Raw genomic sequence first — 12612 nt, forward strand, 5'->3', positions numbered from 1 at the left:
GACGGAACGCGCGGGTCGGGTCAGCGGATGAGGCCCTCGTTCGCCAGCTCGTCCCACAGCGCCGCCGGGATCGGGGCGGCCATGAGGTCGGCGTTGCGGCGCAGCTGCTCGGGGCGGCTCCCGCCGACGACGACCGAGCGCACCGAGGGGTCGCGCAGCGCGAACTGCACGGCGGCGGCGGGCAGCGCGACGTCGTGTGCGCGGCAGACCGCGACGATACGCTGCACCCGGTCCCACAGCTCGTCGGGCATGCGGCCGTACTCGTACCGGTCGTCGCGCGACGGCTCGTCCTTGGCGAGCAGCCCGGAGTTGAAGACGGATGCCGCCACCACCCCCGTCCCGCGCTCATGGCAGGCGGGCAGCACGTCGTCGGCGGCGGACTGCTCCAGCAGCGTGTAGCGGCCGGCGATCATGATGAGGTCGAGGTCGGCACCCTCGACGGCCGCGGCCAGCGCCGATGAGACCATCGAGCCGATGCCGACGGCGTCGACGGCGCCTTCGTCGCGCAGCTGCTGCAACGCGGGGAACGCCTCGCGCAGGGCCAGGTCGAGGTCGTGGCGCTCGGGGTCGTGCAGGTAGAGGACGTCGACGCGGTCGAGACCCAGCCGGTCGAGCGACTCGTCGAGGCTCGCCCGGATGCCGTCCGCCGAGAAGTCCCACTCCCGTCGCAGCGTCGTCGGCACGTGGAAGTCGTTCGCGACGTCGAGGCCGCCATCGTCGTCCGGGTTGGGCCGCAGCAGCCGCCCCGCCTTCGTCGAGATCACGAACTCGTCGCGGGGCTTGGTGCGCAGGAACGCCCCCAGCCGCTGCTCCGAGAGCCCGAGGCCGTAGTGCGGGGCGGTGTCGTAATAGCGGATGCCGGCATCCCAGGCGGCCTCGAGGATCGCCCAAGCCTGCTCGTCGCTGAGCGGCCGGAAGAGGTTGCCGACGTTGGCGGCGCCGTAGCCGAGGCGCGTGAGCGCAGGCGCCTGACGGACGCCGGCGTCAGGCCGCAGCATCCACTGCTCCGAAGGTGTACGCGGTGCGGCTGTCTGCCTTCATCTCCATGCCGATGCCCGGCGCGAGCGGCGGGATGTAGACGCCGCCGCGCACCTCCGTGGGCACGACGAAGTGCTCGTGCAGGTGATCGACGTACTCGATCATGCGGCCCTCGCGGCTCGCGCTCACGGCCACGAAGTCGAACATCGAGAAGTGCTGCACGGCCTCGCACAGTCCCACGCCGCCCGCGTGCGGGCAGACCGGCACACCGAACTTCGCCGCGAGCAGGAGGTTCGCGATGTTCTCGTTGACGCCGCCGACGCGGGCGGCGTCGATCTGCATGACAGCGAGGGCGCCGGCCTGCAGCAGCTGCTTGAAGATCACCCGGTTCTGCGCGTGCTCGCCTGTCGCGACCCGGACCGGCGCGACCCCCCGCGCGATCTCGGCGTGCCCGAGCACGTCGTCGGGGCTCGTCGGCTCTTCGATCCAGGCGAGGTCGAACTCGGCGAGGGCGTTCACCCAGGCGATCGCGTCCGACACGTCCCAGCGCTGGTTGGCGTCGATGGCGATCGGGTAGCCCTCGCCGCACGTCTCGCGCGCGATGCGCAGGCGACGGATGTCGTCGTCGAGATCGGCACCCACCTTGAGCTTGATCTGCCCGAAGCCGTCGGCGATCGCCTCGCGGCACAGGCGGGCGAGCTTCTCGTCGGAGTAGCCGAGCCAGCCGGGACTCGTGGTGTACGCCGGGTAGCCGGTGGCCAGCAGCTCGGCCTCGCGCTCGGCGCGGCCCGGCTCCGCGGCACGGAGGATCGCGAGAGCCTCGTCGGGCGTCAGCGCATTCGTGAGGTACCGGAAGTCGACGAGGGCGACGAGCTCTTCGGGCGTCATGCGAGAGAGCAGCTGCCACAGCGGCAGCCCGGCGCGCTTGGCCTTGAGGTCCCACAGCGCGTTCACGACCGCGCCGATCGCCATGTGCATGACGCCCTTCTCGGGGCCCAGCCAGCGCAGCTGCGAGTCGCCGATCAGCTCACGGTTGGTCGCGCCCATGTCGTCGAGCAGCGGTTCGAGCTCACGCCCGACGAGGTGGTCGGCGAGCGCGTCGAGGGCCGCCACCTGCACGTCGTTGCCCCGGCCGATCGTGAACACGAAGGCGTGCCCGTCGATGGCGTCTGCCGCATCCGTCACGATCCGGAGGTAGGCGGCGGAGTAGTCGGGATCCGGGTTCATCGCGTCGGAGCCGTCCAGGCTCAACGACGTGGGGAATCGGATGTCTGTCGTCTCGAACGCGACGATGCGGCTCACTGTTGCGGGTCTCCTGCGGGTTCCGGGTTCTCTCGTCGAACCACTCGCAGTTAAACATCCGACGTCTATACTGTCAATCGCGCCCCTCGGGTGCAGCCGCCACGGAACCACCAGGAGACCAATGAAGTTCGCGCGCCTCGGCGACGCCGGTCACGAGATCCCCGTCGTCCTCGACGGGGACCGTCACCTCGACCTGCGCCCCCTCACCTCCGACATCGACGGAGACTTCCTCGCCGACGACCCCGTCGGCCGCACCGACGCCGCGATCGCCGCCGGCGAGCTGGCCGAGCTGGAGGGAGCCGGCGACCTCCGCATCGGCGCCCCCATCGCCCGTCCGAGCGCCGTCGTGTGCATCGGCATGAACTACGCCGCCCACGCCGCCGAGTCCGGCTCGGCGCCGCCGCCGGTGCCGGTCGTGTTCCTGAAGACCCCGAACACGGTGGTCGGCCCGAACGACACGGTGACGATCCCCCGCGGCAGCGAGAAGACCGACTGGGAGGTCGAGCTCGGTGTCGTGATCGGCCGCCGCGCGTCCTACCTCGACTCGCCCGCCGACGCCGCCGCGCACATCGCCGGGTATGTCACGGCCAACGACCTCTCGGAGCGCACCTTTCAACTCGAGGTGTCGGGCGGGCAGTGGTCGAAGGGCAAGTGCGCGCCCGGCTTCAACCCCACCGGGCCGTGGCTGGTCACGCCCGACGAGGTCGACCCGCAGGCGCTGCAGCTGCGGAGCTTCGTCAACGGCGAGCCGCGACAGGACTCGTCGACCGCGGACATGATCTTCCCCGTCGACCACATCGTGTGGCACCTGTCGCAGTTCCTGACGCTCGAGCCCGGCGACCTCGTGCTCACCGGCACGCCGCAGGGCGTGGCGCTCTCGGGCCGCTTCCCCTACCTCGCGCCGGGCGACGTCGTCGACATCGAGATCGAGGGCATCGGCGCACAGCGTCAGGAGTTCGTCGCGTGGGAGGCATCCCGATGACCGCGCAGCTGGACGGCCTCGTCGCCATCGTGACGGGCGGCGCGTCGGGCATCGGCGCCGCCATCGCGCGCGCTCTCGCCGACGAGGGCGCGCAGGTCGCCGTGCTCGACCGCGACCCCTCCGGCGCCGAGGAGCGGTTCGCCGCGTTCGCCGCCGACGTCTCGTCCCGCGCGGAGGTGGATGCCGCCGTCGCAGCCGTCGCGGAGCGCTTCGGCCGCATCGACATCGTCGTCAACAACGCCGGCATCGGCGCGCAGGGCGACATCGCGGCGAACGACGACGACGAGTGGGCGCGCGTCCTGTCGATCAACGTCACCGGCATCGCGCGCGTGACGTCGGCCGCGCTGCCATGGCTGCGGCAGTCGCCCGCCGCCGCGGTCTGCAACACGTCGTCGATCGCCGCCACCGCAGGTCTGCCGCAGCGGGCGCTGTACAGCGCGTCGAAGGGCGCCGTGCTGTCGATGACCCGCGCGATGGCCGCAGACCACCTGCGCGAGGGGATCCGCGTCAACGCCGTGAATCCCGGCACGGCCGACACGCCGTGGATCGGGCGGCTGCTCGATTCCGCCCCCGACCCGGCCGCCGAGCGCGCCGCCCTCGAGGCTCGGCAGCCGCACGGCCGCCTCGTCTCGCCGGAGGAGGTCGCGGGGGCCGTCCTGTACCTCGTGAGCCCGCAGTCCGGCTCGACCACCGGCACCTACATCGAGGTCGACGGCGGCATGGCCGCCCTGCGCCTGCGTCCCGCCGGCAGCTGACCGCTGCGCCCGACGTGATGGCTGGTGGATGCCGGCGGCCCCGGCCGCCGGCATCCACCCACTGCTCGCCGATGCGCGCACTTTCCCCACGCCCATGCCCAGAACAGGTGTTTCGGCGCACGCAGGACGTTTTGCCCGCGATTGCGCCTCCGCTCACCAGAACACCTGTTCTGATCGACGAGCAGGGCCAGCGGGGCTCACCCGCGCTCCGTAACCCTGCCCGTCAGCGCAGCCCGTACACGCGCTCGGCGTTGGCCGCCAGCACGGCGTCGGTGTCGCCGATGCGATCGGCGGCCCAGGTCGACACCGTGTCGAGCCAGCGGCCGTACGGGCCCGACACGGGCCAGTCCCCGCCGAACAGCAGGCGCTCGGGGCCGAAGGCGTCCAGCGCGACGTCCAGGAACGGCCGCACCTGCGCGGCGGACCACTCCCCTGACGACTCTGCGGGCAGCCCCGACAGTTTGCAGATCACGTTCGGGCGCTCGGCGAGCGCGGCGAGCGCCCGTGCCCAGGGCGTGCCCCCGGCGGGGGCGGCGGCATCCACGTCCCCCACGGCGGGCTTGCCGAGGTGGTCGAGCACGATCGTGAGCTCGGGCACGGCGTCGGCGAGCGCGATCACGTCGGGCAGCTGGTGCGCGCGGACGCACGCGTCGAACGTGAGGCGGGCGGATGCCACGGCCTGCGCCGCCGCGCGGAACCCGGGCCGCCCGGCGAAGCCGTCGGGCTCGGACTGCAGCAGCCGGCGCACCCCGACCACGAGCGGGCGCGCCGCGTACGCGACCAGGTGCGCCTCGGTCGCGGCCGGGTCCTCGAGCGGGGCGCGGGCGACGATGCCCCGCACGCCGACCCGCTCGGCCAGCGCAGCGACCCCGTCCACCTCGGCGACGGACTGGGCAGGCGCGCACTCGGCCTGCACGAAGACGAAGCCCGGCTCGGCGGGGACGTCGGCCAGGGCGGCGTCCAGCTCGTCGGGCCCGAAACGTCGGAGCAGCGCCCCCTCGAGCCAGTCGTAGTCGAGCAGATCGGGATCCCACAGGTGCAGATGGCTGTCGACGACGCGCATGCACACCATCCTGACATCCGATGTCTACGATGGAGACGTGGCCGTCACCGACGAAGCGATCTCGAAGATCAAAGACATGATCGTCCGCGGCGAACTGACCCCCGGATCACGGCTTCCTCCCGAGAAGGAGCTGGCCGAGCGCCTGGGGCTCTCGCGCAGCTCGATGCGCGAGGCCGTCAAGGCGCTGGAGGTCATCCGCGTGCTCGACGTCCGCCGCGGCGACGGCACGTACGTCACGAGCCTCGAGCCCCGGCTGCTGCTCGAAGCGATCTCGTTCGTCGTCGACCTGCACGACGACGACTCTCTACTGGAGATCTTCGCCGTGCGCCGCGTGCTCGAGTCGCACGCCACCGGACTCGCCGCTCAGCGCGCCGATGACGCCGCCGTCGCCGAGCTCGAGGCCGAACTCACCGCGGCCTCGCTCGAGGCCGACGTCGACGCGCTCGTCACGCATGACGTGCGCTTCCACGCCGCGATCGCCCGCCTCGCGGGCAACGCCTACCTGGCGAGCCTGCTCGAGAGCCTCACCAGCCAGACGATCCGCGCCCGCGCCTGGCGCGGTCTGACCCAGGCGGGCGCTGTCGAGCGCACCCTCGCCGAGCACCAGGCGATCCTCGATGCCATCGCCGACCACGACGTCGAGCTCGCCACGGCGGCCGCCCAGGTGCACATCTCGGGCATCGAACGCTGGCTGCGCCAGGCCCGCGACCGCACCTGAGCGAGGTGTCGGCGGGGTCGCCGGCACCTCGGCTGTCGACGACACGTGATCTCGCCGACCGCACACGCAAGCTGCGCGCGGAACGTGTGCACTCGGCGAGAGCACATGCTGTCGACGGAGAAGAACGGGCTACGCGAAGCGAACGGTCTGCTGCAGGCGGGTGCGGACGTCGAAGACCTCGTTGCCGCCGATGTCGCGCGCGCCGGTGATGCCGCGGCGCAGGATCGTGGTGAGCGCGCTGCGCGAGACGACGGCGACGCGCGTTCCGCGCACCTTGCCGAGCTCTTCGATGGGCTGCAGCACGTCCTCGTCGGGCAGCACGACGATCGCTCCGCTGAAGCGCACGCCGGCGGCGCGGGCGACGGCCCGCATGTTGCCGAGCAGCTCCGCGATGGGTGCGCCCGGCACGCCGTCGCCGATGAACTCGCCGCGGCGCAGGCGGACCGGACCGCCGAAGTCCTCCGACAGGACGCCGTAGAGCCCGCTCGGCCCCAGCACGATGTGGTCGATCTTGGCGTCGGATCCGCCGGCGGCGACGTCGTGCCACACCGTGTAACCCATGCCGAGGTCGGCGACGATGCGCGCGGTCGCCTCCTCGGCGAGGGCGTCGGCGAGCAGCCGCCGCAGGGCCACCGGCGCCGAGCGCACCAGGGCAGGGTCGTAGGGGTCGTCGAGCGTGACGCCGCGTCCCGCCCACTCGCGGATGAGGGTCAGGTACCGCTCGCGGCGCCAGCCGCCGGGCTGCCCGAACGAGCGCGCGCGGGGGCGCGTGTCGGTCCGGGCGGCGGGAGGGCGCCAGCCCGACCACTCGGGTGCGGCGGCCTCGCCGAAGCCGTGGCCACGGTCGTAGGCGGCGCGGGCCTCGGGCGTGCCGACGAGCTCCCACGCTCGCTGCACCTGGATGAACAGGGCGGCGTCGCCGCCGGTGTCGGGGTGCGTCTGCCGCAGCCGCAGCCGGTACGCCTTGCGCAGCGTCTCATCGTCCACGGCGGGGTCCACGACGAGCACCTCGTAGGCCGATGCCGAGAGCGGACTGTCGAACACGGATCCTCCCCGGGGACCGCTGCCGCGGCACCTCGCGCGCGGGCCGTCTCAGATTACGTCACTCGCTCCCTGCTCCCGCACCGCGCCGGCATCCGTTCCACGCGATGGCGAAGTGGATGCCGCAGCCGCGGGCCGCGCGGCCGCCGGGCGTTCAGCGCTGCTCGTTCCGGCGCGCGTACGCGGCGGCGCTGCGGCTCGACAGCGCGAGCAGCACCAGGATGTCCAGCGCGAGCGACGCGAACGTCTGGTTGACGTGAATCTCCTGCCCCTGCGCCCACCAGCCGAAGAACGTCGTCGAGATCGACAGCGTCGAGATGACCATGACCGCGACGCGGGCCACGTTGCTGCCGCGCAGGACGAAGGCGGCGAACACGATGTCGAGCAGCACGAACAGCCCGCCCACCACCACGACGACCCACAGCGCCCACTGGCCCGCCTCCGCCTCGCTGACGCCGTCGAGGGTGAGTTCGACGTCGGGGTCGGCGAGGATGGCCGGCCACTGGACCGCGATGCCCGCGATCACGACCAGGCCCGCGGCCGCGCGCAGCAGCACGAGCACCGCACCGGCCACCGTCGAGGTCGGACGCCGCATGGCGGGATCGCGCTCGGGCCGCCGCAGCAGTCGCTCGGCGGGCTCGAAGGCCGGGCGCTTGTGCGGATGGTGCGCCGCCGCACCGGTGCCGGGGTGATCCGCGGGGTGCGGCATCCTCTCGTCGGTCATGACGCGCCGCCGTTTTCGACGTCCGCGGCGACCTCGGGGCCGGCGCCCGCGTCGACGGCGCGGACGTCCACGATGGGCAGGTCGCCGTCGGTGCGGATGCTGTCGCCGCCGCCGTTGCGGGCGTGATAGCCGGTGGCGAAGTCCGCGATGACGTCTACGGTGACGCGCGCATCCGCGTCACGGATCGTCGTCACGATGTGGTCGCGCTCGATGTCCGTGTCGGCGTCGATCTTGTGCGTGATCTGCAGCGTGAACAGCGACAGCCCCACACGCGTGTCGAAGGTGCCGGCGGCGAGCCAGTCGACGCGGCGCCCGCCGGGCAGCAGCCAGCCGTCCGGGCACCGCCAGAACCGCACGTGGTGGCGCTGCGCGGGGTTGCCGGCGACCTCTTGCTGATACGCGAAGTCCTGCTGCCGCCCGAACAGGAACAGCGGGCTCACCGGCGCCTCGTCGTAGCTGCGGCGGGCGAGCGTCGAGGCCACGATCCGCCACGACGAGCCGAGGGTGACGGGGTCGGCGGGGGTCCACCCCGCGGCCTCGAGCGCGGCCTGGATCTGGTCGCCGGTCCCGAGGAACGCGAGGTTCACGGGGTCTCCGAGGAGTCCGTCCGATGTGCGCGTGCGCCCGATGAAGTAGTCGGGCACGTAGATCGTCGTCAGGATGCGGTGCAAGCGCGGCAGTACGAGGTATGCCAGCAGCCCCCAGAACGCCAGGAAGAACGGGATGCCCCACCACCCGACGTTGAACGTCTCGGTGAAGCTCAGGTACGCGAGCCACACGGCCGCGAGACCCGCGAAGACGAAGAAGAACCAGTCGATCGCCACCCCGATCGAGTACGAGCGGCGTCTGGTCACGATCGGCTCCCGTCAGCTCCAGAGCGGAATCGCCGGCTGGAACGCGAGAGCGGATGCCGCCAGCTCCGGCGGCAGGTCCGCCAGCGTCGCGGGCGACCACCGCGGCGCCCGGTCCTTGTCGATGACCTGCGCGCGGATGCCCTCGGCGAGGTCGGGCTGCGTCGTGGCGAACCACATCACGAGCCCGTACTCCTGCGCGAGCGCGGCTCGCAGGTCGGGCAGCTCACGGGCGCTGCGCACGGCGGCGAGCGTCACGGCCAGGCCGGTGGGCGACAGCTCGCCGAGCAGGTCGGCGGTGGCCGCGGCCTCGGGCTCGGGCCGCGCACGCAGGCGCTCGACGATCTCGGGCACGGTGTCGGCGGCGAAGGCGTCGTCGATCCAGGCCCGGGCGTCTTCGAGCTTCGAGCGCGGCGGGGTCTCGTCGAACAGGAAGACGAGCTCGGCCAGCGAAGGGTCGGCACGGGTCTCCAGGGCGTCGCGGAAGCCGTCGAGGTTCTCGTGCGGCACGAAGTGATCGGCGAAGCCGGCGTAGATCGCGTCCGAGGCGTCCATCACCGCGCCGGTGAGCCCGAGGTACTCCCCCACCCGGCCGGGCGCGTGGGCCAGCAGCCACGTCCCGCCGACGTCGGGGGTGAACCCGATGCGGGTCTCGGGCATCGCCAGCTGCGAGCGCTCGGTCACGACGCGGATCGAGGCGTGCCCGGTGACGCCGATGCCGCCGCCCATCGTGATGCCGTCCGCGAAGGCCACGAAGGGCTTCGGGTACTCGGCGATGCGGGCATTGAGCGCGTACTCCTCGCGGAAGAAGACCGCGGCGTCGTCGGCCCGGCCGCTCGTGACCTGCTCGGCGAGGCCGCGGACGTCGCCGCCCGCGCACAGGCCGCGATCCCCGGCACCGTCCAGCAGCACGACGTCGACGTCGGTGTCGGGTTCCCAGGCGTCCAGAGCCTCGTGCATGCGCTGCACCATGCCGAGGTCGAGCGCGTTGATGGCGCGCGGCCGGTTGAGCGTGAGGCGCCCGAGTCCCGCCCGCGCCCGGACGAGGACGGTGGGCTCGGCGGCAGCGGCGGGGTCGGTCACGTGCGCAACGTTACCGGGCGCCACAACTTCCCTCACGGTGACGCCGGATTTCCGCCAGGATGGGACGGAGTGCCGCGACGAGGCGGCGTCGCCCCGCACGACGAGAGGGTTCAGGCATGCCCGACGGCCAGTCGCTGGAGTTCTCAGGTGTCACCAAGCGCTTCGGCGCGGTCACCGCCGTATCGGACCTGTCCGCACGCGTCGAGCCCGGCCGCGTGACCGGATTCCTCGGTCCGAACGGCGCGGGCAAGACGACGACCCTGCGGATCCTCCTCGGCCTGGTGCGCGCGACGAGCGGCCACGCGACGATCGGCGGCCGGCGCTACGCCGAGCTCGGCAAGCCCCTGCAGACGGTCGGCGCCGTGCTCGAGGCATCCAGCTTCCATCCGGGCCGCACCGGGGCTGCACACCTGACGATCTACGCGCAGGCGGCGGGGATCCCGCGGGGCCGCGTGGACGAGGTGCTCGGCCTCGTCGGACTCGGGGATGCCGGCGGCCGCAAGGTGGGCGGATACTCGCTGGGCATGCGCCAGCGTCTCGGCCTCGCGTATGCGCTGCTGGGCGACCCCGGCGTGCTCGTGCTGGACGAACCCGCCAACGGCCTGGACCCCGAAGGCATCCGCTGGATGCGCGGCTTCCTGCGGCAGCTCGCCGCCGAGGGGCGCACGGTGCTCGTCTCGTCGCACCTGCTGGCCGAGGTGCAGCAGACCGTCGACGCCTTGCTGATCATCTCGCGCGGGCGACTCGTGTTCGAGGGGTCGATCGACGACCTCGCCGATCCGACCGAGTACGCCACGGTCGTCGACGCCCCCGACCGCGACGCCCTGACCGCCGCGCTGTCGGCCGCGGGCCTGCCGTACGAGGTGCTGCGTTCGGGTCTGACCGTGCGCGGCGCCGACCCCACGGCCGTCGGTGCGGCCGCGGCCGCTTCGGGGGTCGCTCTGTCGGCGCTGCAGCGGCGCGGCCCGGCGCTCGAGGAGGTCTTCCTCGATCTCGTCAACGGCACGCGCGTCCACGCCTCTGCGGCGGGGGGTTCGTCGATGGATGCCGCCGCCCCGGGCACCGGGTCCGTCGAGGCCGCATCGCCCGAGCCCGCGGCCGCGCCGACCCAGGCGGCGCCGGTCGAAGGGGCCGCGGTCGAGGGGGCAGCTGTCGAGGCGGCGCCGGTCGAAGTGGCGCCGGTCGAAGGGGCCGAGGCCGAGGCCGCGCCGGTCGAGGCCGGGGCCGAGGCCGCGCCCGGCGAGGCCGCGCCGGTCGTGGCCGGGGTCGCACTCGCGGCCGCCGGCGGTATGGCGGCGGGTCGCGAGACCGACGACGAGGCCCGGGAGGCCGACGAGTCCGCTCTGGCCGCGGCCGAGCTCGACGCCGAAGCCGCGGGAGCCCCCGGAGCCGCGGCCGCCCTCGGCGCAGCCGCCGGTGCCGCATGGACGGACGAACGGGACCGCGACGCCGACACGTTCGACCCCGCCCCCACCGCCGAAGAGCCGGTGGCCGCCGAGGCTGGCGAGCCCGCCGCGGAGGAACCGGTCGCCGACCAAGACTCTGCCGCTGACATCCCGCCCGTGACCGAACCCACCGGCGGGCCGGCGGTGACGACGGGTGCCGGCTTCGCGGTGGCGAGCACCGGTGTGATCGACATCGTCCCGACGGCATCCGAGCCCGAGTCCGATCGCGCACCCCAGTCCGACAGCGCACCGGAGAGCGAGAGCGAACCCCAGTTCGAGAGTGCACGGGAGCGCGAGGCCGCGGCCGAGGCGCCGCCCGAGGACGCCGACCCCGACGTCGAAGAGATCGGCGTGATCGACGACGAGCTCTCGACGCCCGAGCCGCCCGACGAGGACGACGACCGGCCGTGGGAGAACTACGTGAAGACCGACGCGGACGTCGAGGCCGACGCGTTCTTCGCCGCCTTCGACAGCGGCGACGACGAGCCGTCCGGTGTCGATCAGACCGACGACGAAGGCGTTTCGTCTCCCGGCACGGGAGAGTCCGCCGTGCAACGACCGGACGACGACCCCCGGCCGTTGAGCGAGCGAGGAACGAGCGAGACGAAACGCCCCGACGACACGGACGACCCCGGCCCCCGCGATCCAGCGGCCGAATACACCTCCGCCGCAGCGGGCGAGCCCGACGAGGGTCGGGCGGCAGCGGCACCGCGGGAGTCCGCAGACGCCGAGGACGCGCAGGTCGCGGCATCCGCCCCCTCCCCTGACGACGAGACCGAGCACGAAGGGGGCGAGCGATGAGCCTCACGGCGGCGACCCGCGCCGAGACGACGAAGCTGTTCTCGACGAGCATCTGGTGGATCCTCGCGATCGTGCTGTTCGCGTACGTCGCGTTCACCGCCGGCGCGCTGGGCTTCGTGTTCTCGATGTCGGCCACCGGCTCGCTGCCGGGTGAGACGTCCGGCACCCCGCCGCTGCCCGAAGAGATCCTGCCCGCCACGCTCTACAGCACCGCGACCGCGGTCGGCTATGTGTTCCCGCTGCTCGTGGGCACGCTGATGGTGACAGCGGAGTTCCGGCACAAGACGCTCACGCCGACGTTCCTGGCGACCCCGCGTCGCGGACGCGTGCTGGTGGCGAAGCTCGCCGTCGGCGTCCTGCTCGGTGCGCTGCTCGGGGTGGTGGGCGTCCTGGCTTCGGTCGGCGTGTCCGCCGCGATCCTCTCGGGATTCGGGCTCGACACGCAGCTCGCGTCGTCCGACACGTGGGCGATGGTGGGGCGGATGCTGCTCGCCTACGTCCTGTGGGCGCTCATCGGCGTCGGGGTCGGCGCCTTGGTGCGCAACCAGGTGGGCGCGATCGTCGGCGTACTCGTGTTCACGCAGTTCCTGGAGCCGATCGGCCGGACCGCCGCCGCCTTCGTCGATGGGCTGTCGGACGTCACGCAGTACCTTCCGGGCGCGGCGAGCGACGCCCTGGTCGGCGCGAGCGTCTATTCGCTGGCAGCGACCGGCTCAGCGTCAGCGGACGCCCTGGAGTGGTGGGCGGGCGGCCTCGTGCTGCTCGGCTACGCCGTCGTGTTCGTCGTTATCGGGCACCTCGTGAGCTGGCGCCGCGACGTCAGCTGACTCCCCGGCCTCGTCGGTCCGGCGGCCCTCCCCGCGCCGACC

General features: G+C 73.0%; 12 protein-coding genes. 5 read left to right on the forward strand and 7 right to left on the reverse strand.

Features of this window, described 5'->3' with window-relative positions:
* Positions 1-20 precede the first annotated feature (20 nt).
* A complete protein-coding gene (locus FB391_RS15580) occupies positions 21-998 on the reverse strand; it encodes an aldo/keto reductase (protein ID WP_141895885.1) in 978 nt (325 codons plus the stop codon).
* The gene (locus tag FB391_RS15585) at positions 985-2280 is read right to left on the reverse strand and encodes an L-fuconate dehydratase (protein ID WP_141895887.1); all 1296 of its coding nucleotides are present in this window, start codon (positions 2278-2280) and stop codon (positions 985-987) included. The genes FB391_RS15580 and FB391_RS15585 overlap by 14 nt, the downstream gene beginning before the upstream one ends.
* 121 nt (positions 2281-2401) lie before the next feature.
* Between FB391_RS15585 and FB391_RS15590 the strand changes: the two genes are divergently transcribed.
* Together FB391_RS15590 and FB391_RS15595 are read left to right on the forward strand one after the other, a co-directional pair.
* The gene (locus tag FB391_RS15590; RefSeq protein ID WP_141895889.1) at positions 2402-3262 is read left to right on the forward strand and encodes a fumarylacetoacetate hydrolase family protein; all 861 of its coding nucleotides are present in this window, start codon (positions 2402-2404) and stop codon (positions 3260-3262) included.
* Positions 3259-4017, forward strand: a complete 759-nt coding sequence (locus FB391_RS15595; protein WP_141895890.1) for an SDR family NAD(P)-dependent oxidoreductase — start codon at positions 3259-3261, stop codon at positions 4015-4017. The genes FB391_RS15590 and FB391_RS15595 overlap by 4 nt, the downstream gene beginning before the upstream one ends.
* Before the next feature lie 223 nt (positions 4018-4240).
* Here FB391_RS15595 and FB391_RS15600 read toward each other — a convergent pair whose 3' ends face one another.
* On the reverse strand, positions 4241-5080 hold the full coding sequence (locus FB391_RS15600) for an amidohydrolase family protein (RefSeq protein WP_185843129.1): 840 nt from the start codon (positions 5078-5080) through the stop codon (positions 4241-4243).
* 37 nt (positions 5081-5117) lie between these two features.
* Here FB391_RS15600 and FB391_RS15605 point away from each other — a divergent pair, with 37 nt between their 5' ends.
* On the forward strand, positions 5118-5798 hold the full coding sequence (locus FB391_RS15605; RefSeq protein ID WP_141895894.1) for a FadR/GntR family transcriptional regulator: 681 nt from the start codon (positions 5118-5120) through the stop codon (positions 5796-5798).
* Between the two features lie 129 nt (positions 5799-5927).
* Here FB391_RS15605 and FB391_RS15610 read toward each other — a convergent pair whose 3' ends face one another.
* The 4 genes from FB391_RS15610 to FB391_RS15625 form a co-directional block, all read right to left on the reverse strand.
* The gene (locus FB391_RS15610; protein WP_141895895.1) at positions 5928-6842 is read right to left on the reverse strand and encodes a J domain-containing protein; all 915 of its coding nucleotides are present in this window, start codon (positions 6840-6842) and stop codon (positions 5928-5930) included.
* Positions 6843-6993: 151 nt separating this feature from the next.
* Positions 6994-7563, reverse strand: a complete 570-nt coding sequence (locus FB391_RS15615; protein ID WP_246093560.1) for a hypothetical protein — start codon at positions 7561-7563, stop codon at positions 6994-6996.
* Positions 7560-8417: an LssY C-terminal domain-containing protein gene (locus FB391_RS15620; protein ID WP_141895897.1), complete on the reverse strand. Its 858-nt coding sequence runs from the start codon at positions 8415-8417 to the stop codon at positions 7560-7562. The genes FB391_RS15615 and FB391_RS15620 overlap by 4 nt, the downstream gene beginning before the upstream one ends.
* A 12-nt stretch (positions 8418-8429) precedes the next feature.
* The gene (locus FB391_RS15625) at positions 8430-9497 is read right to left on the reverse strand and encodes an enoyl-CoA hydratase/isomerase family protein (protein WP_141895899.1); all 1068 of its coding nucleotides are present in this window, start codon (positions 9495-9497) and stop codon (positions 8430-8432) included.
* A gap of 116 nt (positions 9498-9613) precedes the next feature.
* On the opposite strand from FB391_RS15625, the gene FB391_RS20165 reads away from it, so the two are divergent.
* Together FB391_RS20165 and FB391_RS15635 are read left to right on the forward strand one after the other, a co-directional pair.
* Entirely contained in the window at positions 9614-11743 is a 2130-nt protein-coding gene (locus FB391_RS20165) for an ABC transporter ATP-binding protein (RefSeq protein WP_141895901.1), read from the forward strand.
* Positions 11740-12570: an ABC transporter permease gene (locus FB391_RS15635; RefSeq protein ID WP_141895902.1), complete on the forward strand. Its 831-nt coding sequence runs from the start codon at positions 11740-11742 to the stop codon at positions 12568-12570. The genes FB391_RS20165 and FB391_RS15635 overlap by 4 nt, the downstream gene beginning before the upstream one ends.
* Positions 12571-12612 lie beyond the last annotated feature (42 nt).

The organism is Microbacterium kyungheense (assembly GCF_006783905.1).
Lineage (GTDB): Bacteria > Actinomycetota > Actinomycetes > Actinomycetales > Microbacteriaceae > Microbacterium > Microbacterium kyungheense.

Excerpts from the sequence above, each read along its gene's own strand:
- FB391_RS15615 (WP_246093560.1), bottom strand. The coding sequence starts at position 7,563 with ATGACCGACGAGAGGATGCCGCACCCCGCGGATCACCCCGGCACCGGT.
- FB391_RS20165 (WP_141895901.1), top strand. The coding sequence starts at position 9,614 with ATGCCCGACGGCCAGTCGCTGGAGTTCTCAGGTGTCACCAAGCGCTTC.
- FB391_RS15635 (WP_141895902.1), top strand. The coding sequence starts at position 11,740 with ATGAGCCTCACGGCGGCGACCCGCGCCGAGACGACGAAGCTGTTCTCG.
- FB391_RS15580 (WP_141895885.1), bottom strand. The coding sequence starts at position 998 with ATGCTGCGGCCTGACGCCGGCGTCCGTCAGGCGCCTGCGCTCACGCGC.
- FB391_RS15595 (WP_141895890.1), top strand. The coding sequence starts at position 3,259 with ATGACCGCGCAGCTGGACGGCCTCGTCGCCATCGTGACGGGCGGCGCG.
- FB391_RS15590 (WP_141895889.1), top strand. The coding sequence starts at position 2,402 with ATGAAGTTCGCGCGCCTCGGCGACGCCGGTCACGAGATCCCCGTCGTC.
- FB391_RS15600 (WP_185843129.1), bottom strand. The coding sequence starts at position 5,080 with ATGCGCGTCGTCGACAGCCATCTGCACCTGTGGGATCCCGATCTGCTC.